Source organism: Pseudomonas sp. LS2P72 (assembly GCF_054897865.1).
This window is the reverse complement of the sequence record NZ_CM142708.1, coordinates 5,616,523-5,642,709: the sequence shown is the minus strand read 5'-3', so window position 1 is coordinate 5,642,709 and position 26,187 is coordinate 5,616,523. Positions and strand designations below refer to the sequence as shown.

Here is a 26,187-nt window from a genome sequence, read left to right as displayed (position 1 = left end):
AATAGCATCGGGAGACCCTCTCAAAGAGTTCGAGCGGCACCCATCCGGCGATGTAATAGTTTTTGGTCTTGGCCAGGGCGGCGAGGATCAACACCACGGCCGCGCCCAGGGTTGCTTTGAGGATCAGGTCCATCAGTGGCTCAGCCCGTACTTCTTCACTTTGTCGAACAGCGTGGTCTTGGCCATGCCCAGTTCCAGGCTGGCCTGGGTCAGGTTGCCGCCACTGCGCTGCAAAGCGTCGCTCAGCAGGTTGCGTTCAAACGCTTCTACGGCTTCGGCGAAGGCCAGGCCTTGATTGCTGCCGCTGGTGCCGGACTTTTTGAAGGCCGGCAGGCCGAGGGCAAAGCGCTCGGCGACGTTGCGCAGTTCGCGTACGTTGCCCGGCCAGTCGTGGCTCATCAGGTTCGACAGGGTCTGGTTGTCCAGGTCCGGCACGGCGCGGTCGAAGCGCAGGGACGACTGCTGCAGGAAATGCTCAAACAATTGCAGGATGTCTTCACGGCGTTCGCGCAACGGCGGTAACTCGAGGGTCACCACGTTCAAGCGGTAATACAGGTCGCTGCGAAACTCGCCAGCCTTGCTCGACTGATCCAGATCGGACTTGGTCGCCGCGATCACCCGGCAATCCACCGCCACGCTCTGGTTCGAGCCGAGCCGTTCCAAGGTGCGTTCCTGCAATACCCGCAGCAGTTTGATTTGCAGCGGCAGCGGCATGCTTTCCACTTCGTCGAGGAACAGCGTGCCGCCATCGGCGTGTTCGATCTTGCCGATCCGCCGTTTGCCGGCGCCGGTGAAGGCGTTGGCTTCATGGCCGAAGATTTCGCTTTCGAACAGGTTTTCCGGCAGACCGCCGCAGTTCAGCGCGACGAACTGCTTGGTGTGCCGTCGACTGAAGTCGTGCAGGCAACGCGCAACCAGTTCTTTACCGGTGCCGGTCTCGCCTTCGATCAGCACGTTGGCCGACGTATCGGCCACGTTGGCGATCAATTCCCGCAGGTTCTGCATGGCGGGCGAGCGGCCGATGATCCGGCCTTCGAGGGAATCCCGCTCCGCCAGTTGCCGACGCAACGAAGAGACTTCCCGCGCGAGGCTGCGTTGCTCCAGCGCACGGCGCGCCACGTCGACCAGACGTTCAGGGGAGAAAGGTTTCTCCATGAAGTCGTAGGCGCCTTTCTGCATCGCGCCGACAGCCATGGAAATGTCGCCGTGACCGGTGATCAGCACCACCGGCAGGCTACGGTCGCGAGCCTTGAGGCGGGTCAGCAGTTCCAGGCCATCGATGCCCGGCAGGCGGATGTCGCTGATGACGATCCCGGCGAAGTTGTCGCCGACCCGCTCCAGGGCTTCTTCGGCGCTGCCGACGCCCACGCAGGGAATGTCTTCCAGGGTCAGCGCCTGTTGGCAACCGAGCAGCACATGGGGGTCGTCTTCGACGATCAGCACACTAAGGTCGTTGTTCATATTGGCTCGGCGTGAGTGGGGCTTACCAACGGTAAACTGAGGACGAAGGTGGTACCACCGCTGGCCGGGTGCTCGACACCCAAGTGCCCGCCAGTGGCGGCGGCCAGGCTGGCGGAAAGGGTCAGGCCCAGGCCGAGGCCCTGTTCGCCGGGTTTGGTGGTGAAGAACGGTTCGAATAGATGTTTACGTGCTTCGGCGTCAATGCCATGGCCGTTGTCGCGTACACGAAGGCGATATTTGCCATCGAACTCTTCGCCTTCGAGCCACAATTCCGGCAGCGGCTGTGCCTGCATGGCGTCGAGGGCGTTGCCGATCAGGTTGACCAGAATTTGCTCCAGACGGGTCTGGTCAATCTGCACCTGCAGATCGGCGAAGTCTCGGTGCAGTTGCAGATGCGCGCTTTCCACGCGACCACCGAGCAGTTGCAAGGCTGCATCCACTGCTTTGCCGAGGCTGGCCTGACCTTTGTCGTCGCCACGGCGAGCGAACGACCGCAGGCTGGCGGTGATCCGGCCCATGCGGTCGATCAGTTCGTTGATGGTCTTGAGGTTGGTACTGGCAACGTCCAGTTGACCGCGTTCCAGAAACCGCACGGTGTTGCCGGACAAGGTTCGCAGTGCCGCCAGTGGCTGGTTCAATTCGTGGGCGATGCTGGTGGACATCTGGCCGATGGCCGCGAGTTTACCCGCCTGCACCAGTTCATCCTGGGCGCGGCGTAGCGTCTCTTCGGCCAGACGCCGTTCTCGGATCTGGCCCTTGAGCCGTTCGTTGCTGGCGCGCAGATCAGTGGTGCGTTCGGTAATCCGACGCTCCAGTTGATTGTTGGCTTCCTGCAAGGCTTCCCGGGCGGCGAGGCGGGTGGCAATGACCTTGCGCCGCTCGTTCCAGGCGATCAGCAGGAACGCCACCAGGGCAAACGCCACCGCCACCAGAATCCCCTGACTGATCGCTTCGCGGCGCAAATCCTGCAACGGTGTCAGCAGGGTGAAATTCCATGGCGTGTCGCTCAGCGGGCGGGTTTGCGAGAGGTAGCTGATGTCCTCTTCATCGGATTCCACTTCGCTGTTGGCGGGGAAGGTCAGTTTTTCCTCGCCTTCGGCCAGTTTTTCCCGGGCCAGCGGTTGCAGTTCGTTCAGCGGGAACCAGTAGTACTGAAGGCTGCGAGCGAGTTTTTCTTTTGTTTCGTCGCTCAGCGGAACAACCGATTTCAGGCGCCGTGCCGGATCGCTGGAAAGAATGATGATGCCGTTTTCATCGCTGACGAAAGCTTCCAGCCGCGCGCGCTGCCAGCGTTCTTCCATGGCTTCGAGGCGGACCTTGACCACCGCGACGCCGATAATCTTGCCGTGTTCTTCCAGGCCATGGGCCAGGTAGTAACCGGGTTCGCCGCTGGTGCTGCCGATGCCATAGAAGCGCCCCGGCTGACCGCGAACGGCATTCTGGAAATAGGCGCGAAAGGACAGGTCTTCGCCCAGGTAACTGTCGACATCGCGCCAGTTACTGGTGGCCATGACACGGCCGGTGGTGTCCATCACATAGATAGCCCGACTGCGGCTGCGCCGGTTCAGGCCTTCGAGGTATTCATTGACCGTCTGCCGGTGCTCTGGCGCCGGGTCGGCCAACAGCTTTGAAACGCTGGATTCGAGTTCCAGCAGGCTGGGCAGGTAGGTGTACTTGCTGATCTCGCTCTCGACGGCGCGGGCGTGCAGTTCCAGCTGACGCTGGCCGTTCTCGCTGAGGCTGCGAATCCCGTAATGTTCACTGACCCAGAAGCCGAGGTAACCCAATCCGATCATCAGGGCGATGATCAGCGGCGGCAGGAACAGATGGCGAATCAGACGGGGTTTCACGGCGAGTGATGGCGGCGCGGCGCGATAGAGATTGGGGTCGCATTTCATCACAGATGCCTTGGGTCAACCACAACACTTACTTGTGAATCGCCGCCGGCCCCTTGTGGGAGCGAGCCTGCTCGCGAAAGCGGTGGGTCAGTCAATGTCGATGTTGACTGTTAAGCCGTCTTCGCGAGCAGGCTCGCTCCCACAGGGGTGGAAGCGGTGGCAGGACTTAGTGCTGCAGAATCTTGGCGAGGAAGTGCTGCGTGCGCTCGGCGCGGGCATTGATGTCGCCGAAGAACTCCTCTTTCTTGCAGTCTTCGATGATCTTGCCCTGGTCCATGAAGATCACCCGGTCCGCCACTTTACGGGCGAAGCCCATTTCGTGGGTCACGCACATCATGGTCATGCCCTCGTGAGCCAGTTGCACCATCACGTCGAGTACTTCGTTGACCATTTCAGGGTCCAGCGCCGAGGTCGGTTCGTCGAACAGCATGACGATCGGGTCCATCGCCAGCGCACGGGCAATTGCCACACGCTGTTGCTGACCACCAGAGAGTTGGCCCGGATGCTTATGCGCATGGGCAGACAGCCCGACGCGCTCAAGCAGTTGCAGGCCTTTCTTGGTGGCTTCTTCCTTGCTGCGGCCCAACACCTTGATCTGCGCGATGGTCAGGTTTTCGGTGATGGTCAGGTGCGGGAACAGTTCGAAATGCTGGAACACCATGCCAACGCGCGAACGCAGTTTTGGCAGGTCGGTCTTCGGGTTGGCGATGGACGTGCCATCGACCACCACGTCGCCTTTCTGGAACGGTTCCAGGGCATTGACGCATTTGATCAGGGTGGATTTGCCGGAACCGGACGGCCCGCACACCACAATCACTTCGCCTTTTTTGACCTCGGTGCTGCAGTCAGTCAGTACCTGGAAGTCGCCATACCACTTGTTGACATTCTTGATAGAGATCATACGGCAAACCTTTTTTGCAGACGCTTGACCAGCAGCGAGGCGGCAAAGCTGATTGTGAAGTACGTGAGACCTGCAAAGATCAGGAACTCGTTGGAGCGACCGATGATGTCGCCACTGGCACGCGAGGCATTGAGGAAGTCCACCAGGCCAACCGCGTAGACCAGCGAGGTGTCCTGAAACAGGATGATGCTCTGTTGCAGCAGCAGCGGGGTCATCTTGCGGAACGCTTGCGGCAGGATGATCAACCGCATCATCTGGCCATACGTCATGCCCAAGGCTTGGGCTGCACCCATCTGGCCCTTGGAGATCGACTGCACACCGGCCCGGACGATTTCGCAGAAGTACGCCGCTTCGAACATCATGAACGCCACGATGCACGAGGCAAACGCGCCGATCGGGGTGTCTTCGCCGGTGATCCAGCGCAGTACGAACGGCACCGCCAGGTAGAACCAAGTGATGACCAGCAGCAACGGAATCGAGCGGAAGTAGTTAACGTAGGCGCCGGCAATGTTCGACAGCAATTTGCTGTGGGACAGGCGCATCAGCGCCAGGATCGTGCCGAGGATGATCCCGCCGACAACGCCCAGCGCCATCAGTTGCAGGGTCATGACCATGCCGTTCCACAATCCCGGCAGGGACGGGATGATGCCCGAGAAGTCGAATTCCATCATTTACCCCCTACGGAGATCAGGCCCGGTACGGCCACTTTCTTCTCGACACCGCGCATCAGCAGCATCAGGCCCATGTTCAGCGTGAAGTAGATCAGTGTTGCCAGGGTGAAGGCTTCGAACAAATTGGCGGAGAACTCGGCGGTCTGTTTGGTCTGCGCGAGCAACTCCATCAGGCCGATCAGCGACGCAACCGAAGAGTTCTTGAACACGTTCAGGAATTCCGAGGTGAGCGGCGGAATGATGATCCGGTAAGCCTGGGGCAGCAGCACGTTCCAGTAGATTTGCGGCAGCTTGAAGCCCATGGCGCGAGCGGCGGATTCCTGGCCGCGAGGCAGCGCCTGGATGCCGGTGCGCACTTGTTCGCAAACGCGAGCAGCGGTAAACAGGCCAAGGCAGACGACAACGCTAAGGTAAGCCGAGGTGGTCGGGTTCAGGTCCTGCTTGTACCAGTCCTGCAGGTTCTGCGGCAGCAGATCGGGTACCAGGAAGTACCAGATGAACAGCTGAACCAGCAGCGGCACGTTACGGAAGAGTTCCACGTAGCAGGTCGCGATGCCCGATACGATGCGGTTCGGTACGGTGCGCATGACGCCCAGAATCGAGCCCAGCAGCAGGGCAATGATCCAGGCCACGACGGCGATGGCGATGGTCCAGCCCAAACCGGCGACGTACCAGTCGAGATACGTCTCGCTGCCCACGCCGGTGGACTTGAAGAACACGCCCCAGTCCCAGTTGTAATTCATTAGGGTCTCCCCTCAGATCGTTCGATGTACAAGTGCCCGCCTGGGGAAGCTCCGTTCCCGCCCGTTCCGAAGATCAGGCACACGCGAACGGCTCGACAGCCACCGGTTCGAGTGTTTCCAGAAATGCCAGCAGGGAGTGACTATCTCCTGGAAGGGCAGCGGCCCTCTCAGGAGATAAGGTTAGTCAGAAATCAGGACTTCTTGTCGTCAGCCGCTTTATCGGTCGGATTGGCGATCAGGGCCTTGAGCTCGTCGCTCATCGGGAACATCAGGTTCAGGCCTTTTGGCGGGATTGGCGCCATGAACCATTTTTCGTAGATCTTGTTGATCTCGCCCGACTTGTAGGTCGCGATGATCGCGTCATCCACGGCCTTCTTGAACGGTGCGTCGCCCTTGCGGACCATGCAGCCGTAGATTTCGTAGGACTGTGCAGTACCGGTCACGGACCAATCGGTTGGCTTCTTGGCCTTGGCCATTTCACCGGCCAGCAAGGCGTCGTCCATCATGAAAGCCACCGCGCGGCCGCTTTCCAGCATGTTGAAGGATTCGCCGTGGTCTTTGGCGGAGATGACGTTCATGCCCATCTGCTTGTCGGCGTTCATCGACTTGAGGATGCGCTCGGACGTGGTGCCGGCGGTGGTCACGACGTTCTTGCCTTTGAGGTCGGCGAAGTCTTTGTAAGGCGAATCTTTCTTGGCCAGCAGCTTGGTGCCGATTTCGAAGATGCCGACGGAGAAGTCAACTTGCTGCTGACGTTCGACGTTGTTGGTGGTGGAGCCGCACTCGACGTCCACGGTGCCGTTTTGCACCAGCGGGATACGGGTTTGCGAGGTCACCAGGTTGTATTTGACCTGGAGGTTGGGCATGTCCAGGTCTTTCTTGATGGCTTCAACGATTTTCAGCTGGATATCGTGGGAGTAGCCAACCGGTTTGCCGGAAGCGTCCGCGATATAGGAAAACGGAATGGAAGCGTCACGATGCCCGAGGGTGATAACGCCGGACTCTTTGATCTTCTTCAGGGTGCCGGTGAGTTCGGCGGCGAAAACTGGAGTGCTGATCAGAGCGGCAGCAATGGCTGCGCCCAGGAGATGGGGAACGATGCGCATCAAATTTTCCTCGACATTGTTTTTATATGGAGCCAGTTCATCGGCCCTTTTTTGTACTTCGAATGCTTGCCGGCTCCTGAAGGGTTGGCTCAGCGGGCATTCGCCCAAGAGTGTAGAGCATGACTCGTGCCAGGCCAGGCTGAATAGATCAACTTATTGATTTATAAGGGGATTAAATATTTATGGCGAGGTTTTTGATGCTGGAGAATCCGGTTAACCGAATCGACTGGCAGGTCGCGTTCGGAAAACCGAATGGTGTTTGCGGCCGCTAACGCCCTATTTGGCCAGATAAGAGCCAGTGATCGTGCCGTTCATACGAGAATCAGCTTTCCTGGCTTAGCGGTGTCTCATGCAGGTAGGTCCATTGGGCGTTGTGGTGATGCATGCCAATGATCGCCACCGAAACCCGTGAGCTTTCGCGCTGGCCGAGGCGATGGGTTTCCTTGTAGCGGATCGCCACGCTGTCGCCTTCCTGCCATACCGTCTGCAGGTCGCTGATGACGATCTCCAGGCCTGGCTTGGCGCCGACCGCACCCTTGAACATCTGTTCGACCATCGCCCGGCTTACGATGGCAGCCGAAGTGGTGACCATGGTGAAGTGCTCGGCAAATGCCGACATCAGCGGCTCGAAAGCGGCCTGCCCCTCACCATTTGAATCGGTGAACAGGGTGTGGATCAACGCGTGCACGTGATGAATGCTGTGGTGCGCCTGTTCAACTATTTTGTTGTGCATGACAGTCCTTTTGAGTGTTCAACTGACTCAGTTGAAAGAGTGGGAACAGGCCCACCAGCGCGGCGATGGCAAAGGTCACGTGGTAGGCCTGGGTGGTATCGAAATGCTTCAAGAGCAGGTTGAAAACCATCAGGAAGAGGGCAGCGCCGATGCTGAATGACATTTGTCGGTTGATGTTCCAGATGACACTGGCCTTGTGGGTGTCATTGCCCTCGAAGTCCATCAGGGACGTGGTTTGTGCTGTGTTGGCACCGATACCGCCGCCGATCCCCATCAAGCTGTAGGCGATGACAATCACCAGAAAGTCTGAGGGATCGTTCACCAGTAACAGGGTGGCGATGCCGGCGCTGTGCAAGAGCATGCCGAGGGCAAACAGCCGCTTCGCGCCCATCCGGTTATAGACCCGACCACAGATCAGCATCGCGATGAACGCGCCGATGGCGTAGAGGATCATGAACATCCCTGTCAGTCGGGCGCTGAAGTGCAGGGTGTTTTGCAGGAAGAAGATGCTCATCAAGTTGACCCCCGTGAACACACCGGGAATCGCGTAATAGATAAAGATGGAGGTGCTGAGTTTTTTGCTTTTGAGCAGGCTCAGTTCAATGATCGGTTTTTTGCAGGTGCGGTAGTGCAGCCCGTACAGCACGACGAAGGCGACACCGGACATGACGAAGAGGGCGGCCACCCATGCCGGAGCGTCGCCGCCATACAACGACATGCCCATCAGCAGGCTGCCGAGTGCCGCGCTGACCAGCAGCAAGCCCTTGATGTCGGGCCGGGGCAAACTCGTCGGCCGCGCTTCGTTGATCCAGAACCAGGACAGCAATGCCGCGATCAGCGAGAACGGGATGTTGCTGTAGAACACCCAGCGCCAGGAGCTGCTGTCGACGATGACACCGCCTATGGTTGGTGAAATGGCGGGCGCTATAAGGGCAACGGCCATGACTAATGTGGATATTTTCGCCCGCTGCTCGCCCTTGAACAGGTTGAACGTCAGCGCCTGGCCGACTGGAATCAAAAGGCCGCCGCCAATCCCCTGGACGAAGCGCCAGATCACCAGCTCGTTGAAACTGTTGGCCAGCCCGCACATCCACACGGAAGCGGTGAATACGATCATCGAGGCGGTGAGGATTTCCCGGCTGCCAAAACGACCGGCCAGCCAGGTGCTGACCGGGATGATCAGTGTCAGCCCCAGAATATAAGCGTTAGCCACCCAGGCAACGTCTGAAGTACTAACGTGCAGCGCCGTCGATATACTCGGTAATGCGACCGCCGACATAAAGATGTTAATGCAGTCTATAAAAAAGCCGATCAGGAATATTAGTGCAACTTTGTAGCGATAGGTCATGTTGTTTCCCCTTTACCGCAAAGCATAGGGTCGGTGGACTTGAACTGTCGATACGACTATCCTTGAAACAATGTTTGACGGGATTTAACAGTGAGTCATATTGCTATGCACACTCATCTTAATCGGGTCCAGACATTCCTGGCCGTGGTCGATTTTGGTTCTTACACCAAGGCTGCCAATTACCTGAGCATCAGCAAAGCCATGGCCAGCCTGCACGTCAAGGCGCTGGAGGACGTGCTGTCAGCGACGTTGTTGATTCGAAATACCCGAAATATATCCCTCACCGAAATCGGTCAGGACTTTTATGAAGAATTCAAAGGTATTGTCGCGGACATCGATAACGCCTTCGATAATGTATTAAAAGGGCATAATCGGGTGTCCGGCAAGTTACGCTTCAGTTCCACCAGTGAATACGGCGAGGCCTATATTCTTCCGTTGATACCGCAATTTATAGAGCGCTATCCGGAAATAAAGCTCTGTTATAACTTCAACTCGTCACTCAATGATCTGGTGGCGGAAAAGTTAGACCTGGTCATCCGTTTAGGCAACTTGGCGGACTCGGCTTTCAAGAGCCGTAAACTGGCGGATTATGAAATTGTCCTGGTGGCTACCGAGACGTTTCTTGCACGTCACCCGGTGCAGAATCCTCAGGACCTGAATTCGGTGCCGTGGATCGCCAACAGCAACCTGCAGGCACCGACCCAGTGGGCGTTGCGCCATCCGCAATTGGGGGCTGTCGAGATCAACGGGATCAATCAGTTTGAATCCAATTCTTCTACGGCCATCCGCTCCATGACATTGTCGTCGCTAGGCGTCTCGGTGCTGCCCGCCTGGGTGGTCAAGGACGACATCGCCAGCGAGCGGCTGATCCGGTTGTTGCCCGACTATTCGCTGCCCTCGCAGTCCGTCAACGTGGTGTTTCCCAACAGCCCGCATTTGCCCCACAAATCGAGGGCGTTCATTGATTTCCTGTTGCTGCATCTGGCGCAGTAAGCACCTACAAAAAAGCCCCTGAGTCGCGAGATTCAGGGGCTTTGCTTTAACCAGATTGCCGATCAGGCCGCTTCGATCTTGCTGCGGTTCTGCTCGACCTTGTTCAGGTAATCCTTGAGCTTTTCCTGTTCCGCCGGGGTGGTGAACAGCCCCAGCTTGCTGCGGCGCCACAAAATGTCGTGCGCGGTGGTTGCCCACTCTTCGCTGCACAGGTAATCGACTTCGCGGGTATAGAGACCGCCGCCGATGTGTTCGCCCATATCGCCGAGATTCTGCACGCCTTCCAGCATGCGCCAGGTGCGGCTGCCGTAGGTGGTGGCCCAGCGGCGGGCGATTTCGGTCGGCACCCAGTCGAATTTGTCACGGATCAAGGCGCACAAGGCTTGTGGGGTGGTCATGTCTTCGCCGCCCGGCAGGGTGGCTTTGGCGGTCCAGCTCGGTTTGATGTCCTTGAAGTACGGAGCCAGTTGCGCCAGCGCCGACTCGGCGAGTTTACGGTAGGTGGTCAGCTTGCCGCCGAACACCGACAACAGCGGCGCTTCTTCGCCAGTGCCCGACAACGCCAGGGTGTAGTCGCGAGTGACGGCCGACGGGTTGTCGGATTCGTCGTTACACAGTGGGCGAACGCCGGAATAGCTGTGCAGGATGTCGTCGCGGCTGATGCGTTTCTTGAAATGGGAGTTGACCACTTTCAACAGGTAATCAGTTTCGCCTTCAGTGATCGCAACGGCAGCCGGATCGCCGGTGTACTCGCGGTCGGTGGTGCCGATCAGGGTGAAGTGGTTCAGGTACGGAATGGTGAAAACGATGCGCTGATCTTCGTTTTGCAGAATGTGCGCGTGTTCGCCTTCGTACAGTTTCGGCACGATCAGGTGACTGCCCTGAATCAGGCGGATGCCGTACGGCGATTCCATCTTCAGGTCATCACGAATGAACTTGGCGACCCAAGGGCCAGCAGCGTTTACCAGTGCCTTGGCGCGGATCGAAAACAGACTGCCATCGGCGCGTTCCAGATGCAGGTGCCACATTCCCTTGGTGCGACGGGCGCTGACGCACCGGGTCTGGGTGTGAACATGGGCGCCTTTTTCGCGGGCGGCCATGGCGTTCAGCACCACCAGACGAGCATCGTCGACCCAGCAGTCGGAGTATTCGAAGCCTTTGGTGATTTCGCTTTTCAGCGGGCTGTCCGGGCCGAACTTCAAGCTTTTCGAGCCTTCGAGTTTTTCCCGTTTACCGAGGTGGTCATAAAGGAACAGGCCTGCGCGGATCATCCAGGCCGGACGCAGGTGTGGTCGGTGCGGCAGCACGAAGCGCATCTGCTTGACGATGTGCGGGGCCTTGGCCAGCAGCACTTCGCGTTCGGCCAAGGCTTCGCGCACCAGACGGAATTCGTAATGTTCAAGGTAGCGCAGGCCGCCGTGGATCAGCTTGCTGCTGGCCGACGAGGTGTGGCTGGCCAAGTCGTCCTTTTCACAAAGAAACACCGAAAGACCGCGACCGGCGGCATCCGCTGCGATCCCCACGCCATTGATCCCGCCACCGATGATGGCGATATCGTAGATCTCAGCGAGAGGGGGCGTAGGCAAGGTAGAAGTTGGCATTGGCTAGCCTCGGGCTTTTATGATTTTCGGTATTGGAATTCGAACATTAATGTTCATTTGCGAAAATGGTAGCCCATAAAGTCGCCCACAGCCAGTTAACTTCGATTGAAAATACTGATCGAAGGGCCATGAAAGGAAAATTTTCGAACATTGAAAGAATGAAAAGGGGAGATTTGTTGCGGCTTCTGTAGGAGCATGGCTTGCCCGCGATGGCGTACTCGAGGCCGCCATCGCCGGCAAGCCGTGCTCCTACAGGTTGTTTAACCACCTTCGGTGTTAAACAACCTCCAACCGAATCTTGTGCTGACTCAACAACTGCGCCAACGCCGGCACAGGTTGCTGATCGGTCACCAGGCAATCAATCAAGCTGATCGGCCCCAGACGAATCATGGCGTTGCGCCCGAATTTGCTGGAGTCAGCTGCGAGGATGACCTGTCGGGCATTGGCGATGATCGCCTGGGACACCCGAACTTCCTGATAGTCGAAGTCCAGCAGACTGCCGTCTTCATCGATACCGCTGATGCCGACCAGGGCGAAATCAACTTTGAACTGGTTAATGAAGTCGACACTGGCCTGACCGACCACGCCACCGTCGCGCCGCACATTGCCACCGGTCAGCAGAACGTCGAAGTCGTCCTTGGCGCTGAGCATCGAAGCCACATGCAGGTTGTTGGTGATGATCTTCAGGTGATTGTGATTGAGCAACGCCCGGGCGATGGATTCGGTGGTGGTGCCGATATTGATGAACAGCGAGGCGTGATCGGGGATTTGAGCCGCAATGGCTTCACCGATACGTTGCTTTTCATCGCGCATCTGATCGGCACGCATGGCGTAGGCGGTGTTTTCCACGCTGGAATCGTAGGCTGCGCCGCCGTGGTAGCGACGCAACAAATTAGCTTCCGCGAGCTGATTGATATCGCGGCGGATGGTTTGCGGTGTAACGACGAACAGCGTAGCCATTTCCTCGATGCTGACATAGCCGCGTTCGCGGACCAGTTCGAGGATTTGCTGCTGACGGGGAGGCAGATTCATGGGGCTTCCTTTGGGCTGCCGTGCAAAATTTGCCCATGATGACGCAGGAATCTGCTCCCTACCAGTTACATACCGATACGAGTACTCAGCTCGGCTTATTCAGCGCCTTCATGCGGTTCCCAATCGCGGGTGCGGCTTACTGCTTTTTTCCAGCCAGCGTAGAGTTTTTCCTTCGCGGTTTCGTCCAGGGTCGGTTCGAATTCGCGCTCGATCACAGCCTTGCCGCGCAACTCGTCCAGGCTGCCCCAGAAGCCACACGCCAGGCCGGCCAGGTACGCCGCGCCCAGTGCGGTGGTTTCGCGCATTTGCGGACGCTCGACCTGAGTGCCGAGGATGTCGGCCTGGAATTGCATCAGGAAGTTGTTCGCGACTGCGCCGCCGTCTACGCGCAGGGACTTGAGGCGTTCGCCGGAGTCCTGTTGCATGGCGTCGAGAACGTCGCGGGTCTGGTAGGCAATCGACTCCAGGGCTGCACGAATAATGTGATCCACGCGTACGCCGCGAGTCAGGCCGAACAATGCACCACGGGCATACGGGTCCCAGTACGGCGCGCCCAGACCGGTGAAGGCAGGCACCAGGTACACGCCGTTGCTGTCCTTGACCTTGTTGGCGAAGTATTCGGTGTCGTGGGCGTCGTTGATGATCTTCAGTTCGTCACGCAGCCACTGAACAGTCGAACCGCCGTTGAACACGGCGCCTTCCAGCGCGTAAGCCACTTCGCCGCGCGGGCCGCACGCGATGGTGGTGAGCATGCCGTGCTTGGACTTCACGGCTTTGTCGCCGGTGTTCATCAGCAGGAAGCAGCCGGTGCCATAGGTGTTTTTCGCCTGGCCTGGCTCGACGCACATCTGGCCGAACAGGGCTGCTTGCTGGTCGCCAGCGATACCGCCGATGGCGATGCCGCTTTTGGTGTGGCCGTAGATTTCCGACGAGGATTTAACTTCCGGCAGCATCTCGCGCGGAATATCCAGCACCTCCAGCATCTTCGCGTCCCACTCCAGGGTGTGGATGTTGAAGAGCATGGTGCGCGAGGCGTTGGTGTAGTCGGTGACGTGCACCTTGCCGCCGGTAAATTTCCAGATCAGCCAGCTGTCGATGGTGCCGAACAACAATTCGCCTTTGCGCGCACGTTCGCGGCTGCCTTCTACGTTGTCGAGGATCCACTTGAGCTTGGTGCCGGAGAAGTACGGGTCGGTCACCAGGCCGGTGGTGTCGCTGATGTATTGCTCGTGACCGTCGCGCTTGAGCTGCTGGCAGATCTCGGTGCTACGGCGACACTGCCAGACGATCGCGTTGTAGATCGGGCGGCCGGTAGTCTTGTCCCAGACCACGGTGGTTTCGCGCTGGTTGGTGATGCCGATGGCGGCGACCTGATCGTGATGCAGGCCGGCTTGAGCCAGGGCCTCGACCATCACGGCGCTTTGGGTGGCGAAGATTTCCATCGGGTCGTGTTCAACCCAGCCGGCTTGCGGGTAATGCTGTGCGAATTCGCGCTGGGCGGTGCAAACCACGTTCGCGTCGCGGTCGAAAATGATCGCGCGGGAGCTGGTCGTACCCTGATCGAGGGCAATGATGTAGTTCTTATTCTGAGTGTCGGTCATGTCGATTGCCTTGGACGAAAAAAGGGGGAGAGGTCCGGCGCGTGATCTGATGGGCAGGATCACACGCCAACGGTATCAAGAAGTTCTTGGTTTGCCGTCAATGGCCGGTGCTGCGTCCTTTGTAGCAGGTAGGGCGCTGGGCAGATGACGGGCAATCAGCCCGCGATACGCTGCAGCACCGAGGCAGGCGCCGACAATCGGTGCAAAAACCGGAATCAGGAAATACGGGATATCGCGCCCGCCGGTGAAGGAAATTTCACCCCAGCCAGCGAAGAAAGTCATTAGTTTAGGACCGAAGTCGCGCGCCGGGTTCATCGCAAAACCGGTCAGCGGACCCATCGAACTGCCAATCACGGCAATCAGCAAGCCGATCAGCAGCGGAGCCAGCGGACCCTTTGGCAAGCCATTGTTGTCGTCGGTCAGGGACATGATCACGCCCATCAGGATGGCAGTGATGATCACCTCAACCAAGAAGGCTTGTGCCGTGGTCAAGGCCGGGTTGGGGAAGGTGGAGAACACCGACGCCAATTCGAGGCTGGCCTGAGTGCCACGAACCATATGGTGAGTTTGTTCGTAATCGAAGAACAAATTGCTGTAAAGCGTGTAAACCAACAACGCTCCACAGAAGGCACCAGCGATCTGGGCAAGAATATAAAAAGGCAATTTGCGCTTTTCGAAATCAGCGAAAATGCTCAGGGCAATGCTGACGGCGGGATTGAGATGAGCCCCGGAAACGCCGGCGGTCAGGTAGATCGCCATGCTCACGCCGACTCCCCAGATGATGCTGATTTCCCAAAGGCCGAAGCTGGCACCCGCGACCTTGAGCGCGGCAACGCAGCCCGTACCAAAAAAGATCAGCAGCGCAGTGCCCAGGAATTCGGCCATGCATTGGCTTGAGAGCGACGGTTGTTGTAAAGCAGTTGTCATTGAAAACCTCATTTTTGTTGTTGTCTGGCGCTTTGCATCATGGTCAAAAGCGCGATTTTCACCGAGACAGGATCCCCATCCTGTTCTCGGCCTACTGCTGGGTGCTGCGATAGGAACATTCGTACAGTATTCAGATTCGAAAAAATATAGACAAGAAGCGCTGCTGTCAAAGGTCGAAAGTGAACCATCGGTCACAATTGAACTATTAGTCACGTGAATGACCGCATCGTTCACGCGGCAGGTCGAAGGTGGACGAACGGCATAAGGCGCCGCCAAGCCTTTGAAATAGTGCCGCAATAGAGCCTTTTACTGATCAATGACCTAGAATCCAGCGCAGTATTTTTCTACTGCCGCCCAGTCTGGAGCTGTCATGACCCCCGCATTGGATTTGTTGAAAAAAGTTCGTGCCGAACATCGCGTGCACAGTTACGAACATGATCCAAAGGCAGCGTCCTACGGGCTGGAGGCCGCTGAAAAGTTGGGATTGGACCCGACGCAGGTGTTCAAGACCCTGCTGGCGGCCAGTGAGAAAGGTGAATTGCTGGTGGCCGTGGTGCCGGTCGTCGGAAGTCTGGACTTGAAAGGCCTGGCGCATGCAGCGGGCGTGAAAAAAGTCGAAATGGCCGATCCTGCTGCTGCGCAACGATCCACCGGTTACCTGTTGGGTGGGATCAGCCCGCTGGGGCAGAAAAAGCGCTTGCGCACCTTTATAGATAATTCAGCGCAACCCTTCGCCAGCATTTTTGTCAGCGCGGGGCGACGTGGGCTGGAAGTCGAATTGGCACCCGCGGTGCTGGCCGAACATACCCAGGCGAAGTTCGCCGATATCGGCCGCGCCTGACGCGGACTATCAGCCCGGCGCTGTATGGTGGAAATTTACCGGCTCTGTCACTGGTGCCGGGTTTTCGGTAGCTTCATGCTCCGTGGCCTGACAAAGGGAGAAGGTTATGCAGCTTGAATTTCATCAGGTCGATGCGTTCAGTGATCGGCCGTTCAGTGGCAACCCGGCGATGGTTTATCGACTGGATGCGTGGCTTGACGATGAGTTGATGCAGAAAATCGCCGCCGAGCACAACCTCGCCGAAACTGCTTTCGTGGTGCGCGAAGGGCTGGGCTGGCACATCCGCTGGTTTACCCCGACCACCGAAGTGCCGTTGTGCGGTCATGCAACCCTCGCCAGCGCTTACGTTCTGTTTGAAATCTACAAAGAGCCGGTCGAGCGGCTGGACTTCGTTTGCAAGTCCGGCCGGCTCAGTGTGGGCCGTGAGGGTGAGCACTTTTGGCTGGATTTCCCGGCGCGCATTCCGTCGGAAGTGGGCGTGACCCTAGATGTCGAGCGCGCGCTGGGTGTGGAAGCGGTTGATGTGCTGGGGTCTAACGAGTTGTTCGTGGTGCTGGAATCCGAGCAGGCGGTGCTCGAATGTCAGCCGGACATGGCAGCGCTGGCGAAACTGCCGTGGCCGGGGGCAATTGTCACGGCCAGGGGCAGTCAGCATGATTTTGTGTCCCGCTACTTCGCACCGGCGATCGGCATCAACGAAGACCCGGTGACGGGTTCGACCCATTGCAGCCTGATTCCGTACTGGTCGAAACGCTTGGGCAAGTCGAGCCTGACGGCTTATCAGTGTTCGGCTCGAGGTGGGGAGTTGTTCTGTCGGCTGGAAGGGGATCGGGTGAAAATCGGCGGGAATGCGACGCTCGTTGCAAGCGGAACGCTAATGCTCGGTTGATGCTGATCTTTGTAGGAGCAAAGCTCGCTCGCGATGAACGATGACGCGGTGCATCAGCTAAACCGTGGCGATGCTATCGCGAGCAAGCTTTGCTCCTACAGAAACGGGGTGTCAGTGGGCGCTGCTGTAGCGGCGGACGCCGGACTCGATGACCGGAATCTGCGCCGCCGTACTGCCCGACGCCTGAAACAGCACCAAGTGTTCAGCCGCGACACGAATGCCAACCTCCGAACCCACCTGATGATCAGCATGGCTCGGGAAAATAGACTCCAGCTGCGCGCCGGTCGGCAACTGCAAGCGATACAAGGTGGACGCACCCTGGAAAGACTTGCCGACAATCCGCGCCTTCAACGTGCTGTCCGGTGCATAAACGATATCGTCCGGACGCAGCAACACATCCACCGCACCGCCAACCGGCCAGGTGTAGGCACGATTACCGCGTAACTCACCCAGTTCGGTCTGCACGGATTCGGGGCTGCTCAGCTGACCGCGAATGAAATAACCCTGGCCGATGAAACTGGCGACAAACGGCGTCAGCGGTTCGTGATACAGGTTGTAGGGCGTGTCCCACTGCTCCAGGCGACCTTCCTTGAAAACCCCCACATGGTCGCTCACCGCGAAGGCTTCTTCCTGATCGTGGGTCACCAGAATCGCGCTGGTGCCTCGGGCCTTGAGGATATCGCGCACCTCATGGCTGAGCTTGCGTCGCAGCTCGCCATCAAGGTTGGAAAAGGGCTCGTCGAGCAGCAGCAATTGCGGTTCCGGCGCCAACGCACGGGCCAGCGCGACGCGCTGCTGTTGACCACCGGACAGCTCATGCGGAAAGCGCTTGCCGAGGTTTTTCAGGTTGACCAGTTCCAGCAACTCTTCGGTGACGCGATCCTTTTGCGGATGCTTGCGGATCCCGAAGGCAATGTTCTCGGCCACGCTCAAATGCGGAAACAGCGCGTAATCCTGGAACACCATGCCGATCCGGCGTTTCTCCGGGGCAAGGGTGAAACCGGCGCGGGAGATCGTCTCGCCCGCCAACTGGATTTCACCTTCGTGTATCGGTTCGAAACCGGCAATAGCCCGCAGTGTGGTGGTTTTTCCGCAGCCCGAAGAGCCCAGCAGGCAACCGATGTCGCCGGCATTCAAATGCAGGTTGAGGTTCTGCACGACGCGCTGGTCTTGATAGCCGCAGGCGAGGTTACGCAGGTTCAGCAGTAATGGATGGCTCATGCGTGGTGATACGAAGGCGGGACGAGAAACTCGAGCAGGGCCTTTTGTGCGTGAAGACGGTTTTCGGCTTGATCCCACGCGACGGAGCGCTGGTCATCGAGCAGGTCGACGCTGATTTCCTCGCCACGGTGGGCCGGCAGGCAGTGCATGAACAGCACGTCCGGTGCGGCCAGGTCGAGCAAGGCGCGGTTGACCTGGAACGGCGCGAACAGCTTCAGGCGTTTGGCGGTTTCCTCTTCCTGGCCCATGGAGGTCCAGACGTCGGTGCTGACCAGGTGGGCGCCGCGTACGGCATCCTTCGGATCGCGGACGATGGTGACGCGATCGCCGGCTTTGGCCACGAATTCAGGGTTAGGCTCAAAACCTTCCGGGCAAGCGACGCGCAACTGGAAGTCGAACTGGATCGCCGCTTCTATATAGCTGTTGCACATGTTGTTGCCGTCGCCGATCCAGGCCACGGTTTTGCCCTGGATCGAGCCGCGGTGTTCGAGGAACGTCTGCATGTCGGCCAGCAACTGGCACGGATGCAGGTCATCGGACAGGCCGTTGATCACGGGCACGCGGGAGTTGGCGGCGAATTCGGTCAGGGTGCTGTGGGCGAAGGTACGGATCATCACGGCGTCGAGCATGCTCGACATGACGATCGCGCAGTCGCCGATCGGCTCGCCACGGCCCAGCTGGGTGTCGCGTGGCGACAGGAAAATCGCCTGGCCACCGAGCTGGATCATGCCGGCTTCGAACGAAATACGGGTGCGGGTCGACGATTTCTCGAAAATCATCCCGAGCACGCGGTTTTTCAGAGGCTCGAACAGTACGCCGCGGTTACGCAGGTCTTTGAGCTCAACGCCTCGACGGATCACGCTGACCAGCTCTTCGGGCGTGCAATCCATCAGGGAGAGAAAGTGCCTTGCGCTCATCATTGACTACCTTTTTGCAACAGACCGCAGATACTCAAAGCCTTGTTTAACTGAAAAACGGGCGAGACCTGCGGCGTAAGCCGCACGGGGCGACGAAATAGGGGGAGGCGCGATATTGACATTAAATGTCGCGTTTTTCCAATAGGCTACGGTGTTTAGGGGATTTCAGAGGGGCTACGGGATGACCGCAGTAGCGCTTTTGAAGCCTGTTTCCTGACAGCAGCCCGTCATTTGTACACTGGGGTCGCGGGGCATTGCAATCAAACGGGGCGGGGAAGGCGTAGCAACGGTCGGTTTCTGACCTGTCATTCGAAACATTTGTACTCAGGATTGAGAGATGTGTCTGATCTGAAACATTTGCTAATGCAAAGCGGCGGGTTATAACTAACGCACGAACGACGCAGGAAGCCTTCGGAATGGAATCGAAAGAACGACAGTTAATGGAGTTACTCGGCCTCACGGCTCGCTCTCTGACCCACCTCACCGCGTCCATGACCTCGATGTCTTTCGAGTTGATGCGCAGTGAAGACGAAGTGACCAGGGCCGCCGGTCGGCGGATGATCGACCGCATGGCAACCATCAGCACCGGGCTCGACGAGCACTGGCGGCTGATCGGCGAACTCACCGGTGTTCATCTCGCGCAAGAGCAGATCGAAACCATTCAGGAGATCCAGTTGCAGGCGCCGCCGAGACTGCCGCCGAACTGATCCCCAACGGTCATCGGCTGGCCTGATGGCCGCCGATTCACAAGACGAACGTCGCTGGCGCAGCAGTGGATCAGGCGCCATAGTTTTGTTCCCGCGGCCGATATTGCCCGCCCAGAACAAGACAGAGACTGGCCATGACCAAGACTCTCCATCACCGTGCGTGCCACCTGTGTGAAGCCATCTGCGGCCTGACCATCGAAACCACCGAGGTCGAAGGCGCGGTGCAGATCACTTCGATCAAGGGTGACGCTCAGGATACATTCAGCCGCGGGCACATCTGCCCCAAGGCCGTCGCCCTGCAAGATATTCAGAATGATCCGGATCGTTTGCGTCAGCCGATGTTACGTGTCGGCAGTGAATGGCAACCCATCCAGTGGGAAGACGCCTTCAACCTTGTAGCCGAACGTCTGGCGGCGATTCAGGAGCGTCACGGACAGAACGCGGTGGCGGTCTATCAAGGCAATCCCAGCGTGCACAACTATGGGCTGATGACCCACAGCAATTACTTTCTTGGCCTGTTGAAAACCCGCAACCGGTTTTCCGCGACCTCAGTCGACCAGTTGCCCCATCACCTGACCAGCCATTTGATGTACGGCCACGGTTTGTTGTTGCCGATCCCGGACATCGATCACACCGATTTCATGCTGATCCTCGGCGGCAATCCGCTGGCCTCCAACGGCAGCATCATGACCGTGCCGGATGTGGAGAAGCGCTTGAAGGCCATTCAGGCCCGCGGCGGCAAAGTGGTGGTGGTCGATCCGCGCCGTAGCGAAACGGCGGCGATTGCCGATCAGCATCTGTTTGTGCGCCCCGGTGGCGATGCGGCGTTGTTGTTCGGGCTGCTCAACACTTTGTTCGCTGAAGGCCTGACCCGCGACAGTCATTTGCCGGTGGACGGTCTGGATGAGGTGCGGGAAGCGGTCGCGAATTTCACCGCCGAGGCCATGAGCCCGCTGTGCGCAGTGCCCGCCGAACAGATCCGCCAACTGGCGCGGGACTTTGCGGCGGCGCCGACAGCGGTCTGTTACGGCCGCATGGGTGTCTCGACCCAGGCGTTCGGCACCTTGTGTCATTGGGTTGTGCAATTGATCAACCTGGTCACCGGTAATCTCGATCGCGTGGGAGGTGCGTTGTGCACCGAACCGGCGGTGGACCTGGTGGCGTCCACCTCGGGCGGGCATTTCAATCTGTGGCAGAGCCGGGTCTCCGGGCGTCCTGAATACGGTGGAGAACTGCCGGTGTCGGCGCTGGCCGAAGAGATGCTCACCGAAGGGGAAGGGCAGGTCCGCGCGCTGATTACCGTGGCGGGTAATCCGGTGCTGTCGACGCCCAATGGCCGGCAATTGGAGCAGGCTCTGGACGGTTTGGAGTTCATGGTCAGCATCGACCTGTACATCAATGAAACCACGCGTTATGCCGACCTGATTCTGCCGTCCACCTCGGCCCTGGAAAACGATCATTACGACACGACTTTCAATATGTTTGCGGTACGCAACGTCAGTCGGTTCAACCGCGCGATCCTGGCCAAGCCCGAAGGTGCGTTGCATGACTGGGAGATTTTCGTAGGGCTGGCCAAGGCGTTTGCTGCGAAGACTGGCAAGGAACTGAAACCGACGATCCCGCCAGCGCAGATGATCGATCATGGTTTGCGAATGGGCCTGTATGGCGACGCTTCGGAGCACAAGCTATCGCTGGCGACGTTGTTTGATCACCCTCACGGTGTCGATCTTGGGGCATTGAAATCCAATCTGGCTCCACGTCTGAAAACGGCTGATCAGCGAGTCCAGGCAGCGCCTGCCGCGATCCTTGCGGACCTCGTGCGCTTTGCAGCATTGAAAGCGCCGGCCTTTGATGAGTTGCTGATGATTGGTCGCCGTCATGTGCGCAGCAACAACTCGTGGATGCACAACTATCACCGCCTGGTGAAGGGCAAGCCGCGCCATCAATTGCTGATGCACCCGGATGATCTGGCCAGTCGTGGGCTCAACGACGGGCAGCGCGTGCGGGTCAGTTCGCGGGTCGGTGAAATCGAAGTTGAAGTGCTCGGCAGTCTGGATATGATGAAAGGCGTGGTCAGCCTTCCGCACGGTTGGGGCCATGCGCGGCCGGGTGTGCAGATGACTATCGCCAGTGGTCAGCCGGGCTCCAGCGCCAATGACTTGACCGACGAGTGTCAGCTCGATGAGTTGTCGGGCAATGCGGCGTTGAACGGTGTGCCAGTGACCGTGGCGGCGGCTTGATCAAGTCTGTCGGGGAGACCGAGCAGGGTGCTCGGGTTTCCGTTACAATGCGCCACCGTGCCGACCCCTGAGTCGGAAAGTTCAGCCGAGGTGCTCCATGGATATCATCGAAACGATTAAAGAGCAGATTGCTAACAACACCATTCTGCTTTACATGAAAGGCTCGCCGAATGCCCCGCAGTGTGGCTTCTCCGCGAAAGCCGCGCAGGCCGTGATGGCGTGTGGTGAAAAATTTGCTTACGTGGACATCCTGCAGAACCCGGAAATCCGCGCCAACCTGCCAAAATACGCCAACTGGCCAACCTTCCCGCAACTGTGGGTTGGCGGTGAGCTGGTCGGCGGTAGCGACATCATGACCGAGATGGCTGCAGACGGTTCGCTGCAAACCACCATCAAGGCTGCTGTCGAAGCTGCTGCCAACAAGACCGAAGCCTGATCCGCTCTTTGTAGGAGCCGAGCTTGCTCGCGATGCGGGCGCCGCGGTTTATCAAGAACACCGCGTCATCGTTCATCGCTGGCAAGCCATGCTCCTACAAGAGCCGGCATAAAAAAGCCCCGCCTCTTTAAAAGAGCGCGGGGCTTTTTATTGTCTCGAGTTTAGCGGGCGCTAACTTACTCTTCGCCCATCTGCGATTGCAGATAGTTCTCAAGACCGACTTTATCGATCAGGCCCAGTTGGGTTTCCAGCCAGTCGATATGTTCTTCTTCGGATTCAAGAATATCTTCAAGCAGTTCACGGCTACCAAAGTCGCCAACGGTCTCGCAATGAGCGATAGCCACTTTGAGATCCGCATGACCGGTGCGTTCGATACGCAGGTCGCACTCAAGCATTTCCTGAGTGTGTTCGCCGATCTGCAGCTTGCCCAGGTCCTGGACGTTCGGCAGGCCTTCAAGGAACAGGATGCGCTTGATCAGCTTGTCCGCGTGCTTCATCTCGTCGATGGATTCGTGGTATTCGTGCTTGCCGAGCTTGTTCAGGCCCCAATCTTCGTACATGCGTGCATGCAGGAAGTATTGATTGATCGCGACCAGTTCATTGGCAAGGATCTTGTTGAGATGCTGGATGACTGTAACGTCGCCTTTCATGATGGGGTCCTGCCCTAAGTAGCTGTCTATAAGGCAGAGTTTGAGCCGCGTAATTAAGAGTGTCAAACCTAAGTTATTGAAACTTAAGTGAAAATTAATCGGAATAAGAATGTTTGTGTTCCGCGTCTAGAGCGTAAGCGATTGATTTTCAGACATAAAAAAACCGGACATCAAGTCCGGTTCTTTGAATTAGGTTATTTACGCGGCAGTAAATTCTACAGGGTAGGGAATCGCGGCCTGGGCCGATTGCAATTTGGTCAGGGTTTCGCGGACCACTTCCTTGGCAAGGCAGGCACATTTGCCGCATTGGCTGGCTACGCCGGTGGCCTGACGGACTTCCTTATAGCTGCAGCAACCTTCATAGATCGCTTCGCGGATTTGACCGTCGGTGACGCCAGTGCAGAGGCAAACATACATAAGTGAAAACCGTCGCTGGTTGTGACTCAATTGCGATGGATCTTAATGTTAACGAGAATGATTGTCAAAGTGGTTTCTGAAAGCTTTGATCGAGGCTGACGAACGGTTTCTTCTCGGCTTCGATCACGAGGAAAAGCTGTCGACTGCATTTCCCCTGACAAAAAAACCGTTAAGGACAGGGCAAAAACGCAGTGTATGATGGCCGGTCCTTATGAAGCGGGTTCGTGTCACAGGGCTGTCGCCTGAAGGTGGCAGGCTGGCGCAAACCCGGAACTTCACGTTTTTACACCAGGAGATATCCAATGAGCGTACTCGTAGGCAAACAAGCCCCAGACTTCACCGTACCGGCCGTACTCGGCAATGGCGAAATCGTAGACAGCTTCACCCTGTCGTCGGCCATCAAAGGCAAATACGGCCTGGTGTTCTTCTACCCACTGGACTTCACCTTCGTTTGCCCGTCCGAGCTGATCGCTCTGGACAACCGCATGTCTGACTTCAAGGCACGCAACGTTGAAGTGATCGCCGTTTCGATCGACTCGCACTTCACCCACAACGCCTGGCGCAACACCCCGGTCAACAATGGTGGTATCGGCGAAGTTCGCTACACCATGGCTGCCGACCTGAAGCACGAAATCGCCAAGGCTTACGACGTTGAATCCGAAGGCGGCGTGGCTTTCCGTGGCGCGTTCCTGATCGACGACAAAGGCGTTGTCCGTTCGCAGATCATCAACGACCTGCCGCTGGGCCGTAACATTGAAGAGCTGATCCGTCTGGTCGACGCTCTGCAATTCCACGAAGAGCACGGCGAAGTTTGCCCTGCCAACTGGAAAAAAGGCGACAAAGGCATGACTGCTTCGACCGAAGGCGTCGCGGCTTACCTGACCGAAAACGCTGCTGCGCTGTAAGGCACGTTTGAGGCATAAAAAAACCGGCCATTGAGGCCGGTTTTTTTATGGGCGGGATAAACCCTGCGACAGATCAGTCGTTGTAGTCTTCCCAGCCGCCCATTTGTTTCCAGCGATTGACGATGCCGCAGAACAGCTCGGCCGTCTTCTCGGTGTCGTAGCGAGCCGAGTGGGCCTCACGACCGTCGAAGTCGATGTCGGCTGCCGAACAGGCCTTGGCCAGTACGGTTTGGCCGTAAGCCAGACCGGCCAGGGTCGCGGTATCGAAGCTCGAGAACGGATGAAACGGGTTGCGCTTCATGTCCAGGCGTGCGACAGCGGCGTTGAGGAAACCCAGATCGAAGCTGCTGTTGTGCCCGACCAGAATCGCCCGTTTGCAACCATTGGCTTTCAGAGCCTTGCGGATGCCGCGGAAGATGTCGGTCAGCGCGGCTTCTTCACTCACTGCCATGCGCAGCGGGTGATCAAGTTTGATCCCGGTAAATTCCAGAGCGGCCGCTTCGATGTTCGCGCCTTCAAAAGGCTCTACGCGAAAGAAGTAGGTGTGGTCAGGGTACACAAACCCTTTTTCGTCCATGCCAATGGTGGTTGCGGCAATTTCCAGCAAGGCGTCAGTGGCAGAGTTGAAACCACCGGTTTCAACGTCGACAACGACTGGCAGGTATCCACGGAAGCGCTCAGCCATCGGGTGGCGCGAACCACCTCCGCCGCCTTGACCGTCCTGTTCGTCGTCGAAATGGTCTTCACTCACGCGTGTTCCTCCAGCAGGCGCCAGCGCAGTTTTTCACCGGCGCGCAGCGGGATTACGGTCAGCTCGCCAAATGGCAGGCTGGTTGGGGCGGTCCACTCTTCGCGGACCAGGGTGATGCGATCGGTGTTCACCGGCAGGCCGTAGAAACGAGGGCCGTTCAGGCTGGCGAAGGCTTCGAGCTTGTCCAGCGCGTTGCGCTGTTCGAAGGCTTCGGCATACATCTCGATCGCTGCATAAGCGGTGTAGCAACCGGCACAGCCGCAAGCGGCTTCTTTGGCGTGCTGGGCATGGGGCGCCGAGTCGGTGCCGAGGAAGAACTTGTCGCTGCCGCTGGTGGCGGCGTCGAGCAGGGCTTCCTGATGGGTGTTGCGCTTGAGGATCGGCAGGCAATAGAAGTGCGGCCGAATCCCGCCCACCAGCATGTGGTTGCGGTTGTACAGCAGGTGATGCGCGGTGATGGTCGCGCCAACATTGGCCGAAGCCTCGTTGACGAACTGCACGGCGTCGGCGGTAGTGATGTGTTCGAACACCACTTTGAGGCTCGGGAAGCGCTCGACCACACGACGCATGTGCTCATCGATAAAGAATTTTTCGCGATCGAACACGTCGACATCGCCACGGGTGACTTCACCGTGAACCAGCAAGGGCATCCCGACTTCGGCCATGGCCTCAAGTGCAGGGAAAATCTTGTCGATGCTGGTGACACCAGAGTCCGAGTTGGTGGTCGCGCCGGCCGGGTACAGCTTGGCGGCGTGAATGAAGCCGCTGGCCGTGGCCTCGCGAATTTCTTCGGGCTGGGTGCGGTCGGTCAGGTACAGCACCATCAACGGTTCGAAGCGGCTGCCAGCCGGGCGTGCAGCGAGAATCCGCTGGCGATAGCCGTCGGCTTCAGCGGTGTTACGCACCGGAGGTACCAGGTTGGGCATGATGATGGCGCGACCAAAGGTGCGCGCGACATCCGCGACTGTATTGGGCAACACAGCACCATCGCGAAGATGAATATGCCAGTCGTCGGGACGCAGCAGGGTCAGGCGGTCGGACATGAGGGGATTCCAGGCGGGTCAAACTGAGGGGAATGCTACCGGAAAAGACTCTTCCAGGCACTCGCTATCAAGTTTTGCTGGAAGCTTCCGATATCCAACAGGTATGCCGTAAACATCTGTGTGTCGGTCTTTTTGTTGTAGAAGCCAGTGGAGCC

General features: G+C 58.2%; 25 protein-coding genes and 1 pseudogene. 7 read left to right on the top strand and 19 right to left on the bottom strand.

Annotated elements, in window-relative coordinates; translation table 11 throughout:
* Positions 1 to 31: 31 nt before the first annotated feature.
* From ACYZUA_RS25970 to ACYZUA_RS25930, 9 genes and pseudogenes are all read right to left on the bottom strand, one after another.
* A pseudogene (locus ACYZUA_RS25970) lies at positions 32 to 133 on the bottom strand (GlpM family protein); the annotation flags it as partial.
* The gene (aauR, locus tag ACYZUA_RS25965; protein WP_461964123.1) at positions 133 to 1,413 is read right to left on the bottom strand and encodes a two-component response regulator AauR; all 1,281 of its coding nucleotides are present in this window, start codon (positions 1,411 to 1,413) and stop codon (positions 133 to 135) included. The pseudogene ACYZUA_RS25970 and the gene aauR, both read right to left, overlap by 1 nt.
* 44 nt (positions 1,414 to 1,457) lie before the next feature.
* A complete protein-coding gene (aauS, locus tag ACYZUA_RS25960) occupies positions 1,458 to 3,359 on the bottom strand; it encodes a two-component sensor histidine kinase AauS (RefSeq protein WP_461961146.1) in 1,902 nt (633 codons plus the stop codon).
* A gap of 166 nt (positions 3,360 to 3,525) precedes the next feature.
* A complete protein-coding gene (locus ACYZUA_RS25955) occupies positions 3,526 to 4,260 on the bottom strand; it encodes an amino acid ABC transporter ATP-binding protein (protein ID WP_415773444.1) in 735 nt (244 codons plus the stop codon).
* Positions 4,257 to 4,928: an amino acid ABC transporter permease gene (locus ACYZUA_RS25950; RefSeq protein WP_033053683.1), complete on the bottom strand. Its 672-nt coding sequence runs from the start codon at positions 4,926 to 4,928 to the stop codon at positions 4,257 to 4,259. Before ACYZUA_RS25950 ends, ACYZUA_RS25955 begins: the two co-directional genes overlap by 4 nt.
* Positions 4,928 to 5,674 carry an amino acid ABC transporter permease gene (locus ACYZUA_RS25945; protein ID WP_461961145.1) on the bottom strand — a complete coding sequence of 249 codons (747 nt, stop codon included), beginning with the start codon at positions 5,672 to 5,674 and terminating at the stop codon, positions 4,928 to 4,930. The genes ACYZUA_RS25950 and ACYZUA_RS25945 overlap by 1 nt, the downstream gene beginning before the upstream one ends.
* 191 nt (positions 5,675 to 5,865) lie before the next feature.
* Positions 5,866 to 6,780: a glutamate/aspartate ABC transporter substrate-binding protein gene (locus ACYZUA_RS25940; RefSeq protein ID WP_461961144.1), complete on the bottom strand. Its 915-nt coding sequence runs from the start codon at positions 6,778 to 6,780 to the stop codon at positions 5,866 to 5,868.
* A 322-nt stretch (positions 6,781 to 7,102) separates the two neighbouring features.
* Entirely contained in the window at positions 7,103 to 7,513 is a 411-nt protein-coding gene (locus ACYZUA_RS25935; RefSeq protein ID WP_461961143.1) for a DUF4440 domain-containing protein, read from the bottom strand.
* Complete coding sequence (locus tag ACYZUA_RS25930; protein ID WP_461961142.1) at positions 7,494 to 8,861, bottom strand: MFS transporter; 1,368 nt, start codon at positions 8,859 to 8,861, stop codon at positions 7,494 to 7,496. Before ACYZUA_RS25930 ends, ACYZUA_RS25935 begins: the two co-directional genes overlap by 20 nt.
* A gap of 105 nt (positions 8,862 to 8,966) precedes the next feature.
* Here ACYZUA_RS25930 and ACYZUA_RS25925 point away from each other — a divergent pair, with 105 nt between their 5' ends.
* On the top strand, positions 8,967 to 9,854 hold the full coding sequence (locus ACYZUA_RS25925) for a LysR family transcriptional regulator (protein WP_309675813.1): 888 nt from the start codon (positions 8,967 to 8,969) through the stop codon (positions 9,852 to 9,854).
* A 62-nt stretch (positions 9,855 to 9,916) separates the two neighbouring features.
* Here the strand turns inward: ACYZUA_RS25925 and glpD are convergent, their stop codons facing one another.
* From glpD to ACYZUA_RS25905, 4 genes are all read right to left on the bottom strand, one after another.
* Positions 9,917 to 11,455: a glycerol-3-phosphate dehydrogenase gene (glpD, locus tag ACYZUA_RS25920; protein ID WP_461961141.1), complete on the bottom strand. Its 1,539-nt coding sequence runs from the start codon at positions 11,453 to 11,455 to the stop codon at positions 9,917 to 9,919.
* Between the two features lie 276 nt (positions 11,456 to 11,731).
* A complete protein-coding gene (locus ACYZUA_RS25915) occupies positions 11,732 to 12,487 on the bottom strand; it encodes a DeoR/GlpR family transcriptional regulator (RefSeq protein WP_007916700.1) in 756 nt (251 codons plus the stop codon).
* 95 nt (positions 12,488 to 12,582) lie between these two features.
* Positions 12,583 to 14,088: a glycerol kinase GlpK gene (glpK, locus tag ACYZUA_RS25910; RefSeq protein WP_033057460.1), complete on the bottom strand. Its 1,506-nt coding sequence runs from the start codon at positions 14,086 to 14,088 to the stop codon at positions 12,583 to 12,585.
* A 75-nt stretch (positions 14,089 to 14,163) separates the two neighbouring features.
* On the bottom strand, positions 14,164 to 15,015 hold the full coding sequence (locus ACYZUA_RS25905) for an MIP/aquaporin family protein (protein ID WP_461964121.1): 852 nt from the start codon (positions 15,013 to 15,015) through the stop codon (positions 14,164 to 14,166).
* A gap of 370 nt (positions 15,016 to 15,385) precedes the next feature.
* Here ACYZUA_RS25905 and ybaK point away from each other — a divergent pair, with 370 nt between their 5' ends.
* The gene (ybaK, locus tag ACYZUA_RS25900) at positions 15,386 to 15,856 is read left to right on the top strand and encodes a Cys-tRNA(Pro) deacylase (protein ID WP_461961140.1); all 471 of its coding nucleotides are present in this window, start codon (positions 15,386 to 15,388) and stop codon (positions 15,854 to 15,856) included.
* A gap of 106 nt (positions 15,857 to 15,962) precedes the next feature.
* Complete coding sequence (locus ACYZUA_RS25895) at positions 15,963 to 16,745, top strand: PhzF family phenazine biosynthesis protein (RefSeq protein ID WP_461961139.1); 783 nt, start codon at positions 15,963 to 15,965, stop codon at positions 16,743 to 16,745.
* A 111-nt stretch (positions 16,746 to 16,856) separates the two neighbouring features.
* On the opposite strand, the gene ACYZUA_RS25890 is transcribed toward ACYZUA_RS25895, so the two are convergent.
* Positions 16,857 to 17,966 (bottom strand): ABC transporter ATP-binding protein, encoded by a 1,110-nt coding sequence (locus ACYZUA_RS25890; RefSeq protein ID WP_461961138.1) that lies wholly within the window; start codon positions 17,964 to 17,966, stop codon positions 16,857 to 16,859.
* Positions 17,963 to 18,883, bottom strand: coding sequence for an ornithine carbamoyltransferase (gene argF / locus ACYZUA_RS25885; RefSeq protein WP_347804501.1), 921 nt, complete (start codon positions 18,881 to 18,883; stop codon positions 17,963 to 17,965). The genes ACYZUA_RS25890 and argF overlap by 4 nt, the downstream gene beginning before the upstream one ends.
* A 416-nt stretch (positions 18,884 to 19,299) precedes the next feature.
* Between argF and ACYZUA_RS25880 the strand changes: the two genes are divergently transcribed.
* The 3 genes from ACYZUA_RS25880 to grxD all read left to right on the top strand — a co-directional run bounded on the left by ACYZUA_RS25880 (position 19,300) and on the right by grxD (position 22,266).
* Complete coding sequence (locus tag ACYZUA_RS25880) at positions 19,300 to 19,590, top strand: hypothetical protein (RefSeq protein ID WP_461961137.1); 291 nt, start codon at positions 19,300 to 19,302, stop codon at positions 19,588 to 19,590.
* A 134-nt stretch (positions 19,591 to 19,724) separates the two neighbouring features.
* Positions 19,725 to 21,830, top strand: coding sequence for a molybdopterin oxidoreductase family protein (locus ACYZUA_RS25875; protein ID WP_461961136.1), 2,106 nt, complete (start codon positions 19,725 to 19,727; stop codon positions 21,828 to 21,830).
* Positions 21,831 to 21,927: 97 nt separating this feature from the next.
* Positions 21,928 to 22,266 (top strand): Grx4 family monothiol glutaredoxin, encoded by a 339-nt coding sequence (gene grxD / locus ACYZUA_RS25870; protein ID WP_461961135.1) that lies wholly within the window; start codon positions 21,928 to 21,930, stop codon positions 22,264 to 22,266.
* A gap of 176 nt (positions 22,267 to 22,442) precedes the next feature.
* Here grxD and bfr read toward each other — a convergent pair whose 3' ends face one another.
* A complete protein-coding gene (gene bfr / locus ACYZUA_RS25865; RefSeq protein ID WP_008155586.1) occupies positions 22,443 to 22,916 on the bottom strand; it encodes a bacterioferritin in 474 nt (157 codons plus the stop codon).
* A 198-nt stretch (positions 22,917 to 23,114) separates the two neighbouring features.
* Positions 23,115 to 23,333: a bacterioferritin-associated ferredoxin gene (locus ACYZUA_RS25860; RefSeq protein WP_008155585.1), complete on the bottom strand. Its 219-nt coding sequence runs from the start codon at positions 23,331 to 23,333 to the stop codon at positions 23,115 to 23,117.
* A gap of 302 nt (positions 23,334 to 23,635) precedes the next feature.
* Here ACYZUA_RS25860 and ACYZUA_RS25855 point away from each other — a divergent pair, with 302 nt between their 5' ends.
* Positions 23,636 to 24,238, top strand: a complete 603-nt coding sequence (locus ACYZUA_RS25855; protein WP_064679479.1) for a peroxiredoxin — start codon at positions 23,636 to 23,638, stop codon at positions 24,236 to 24,238.
* 73 nt (positions 24,239 to 24,311) lie between these two features.
* Here the strand turns inward: ACYZUA_RS25855 and rnt are convergent, their stop codons facing one another.
* Both rnt and pyrC read right to left on the bottom strand, forming a co-directional pair.
* Entirely contained in the window at positions 24,312 to 24,989 is a 678-nt protein-coding gene (rnt, locus tag ACYZUA_RS25850; RefSeq protein ID WP_046047091.1) for a ribonuclease T, read from the bottom strand.
* Entirely contained in the window at positions 24,986 to 26,032 is a 1,047-nt protein-coding gene (gene pyrC / locus ACYZUA_RS25845; protein WP_461961134.1) for a dihydroorotase, read from the bottom strand. Before pyrC ends, rnt begins: the two co-directional genes overlap by 4 nt.
* Positions 26,033 to 26,187 lie beyond the last annotated feature (155 nt).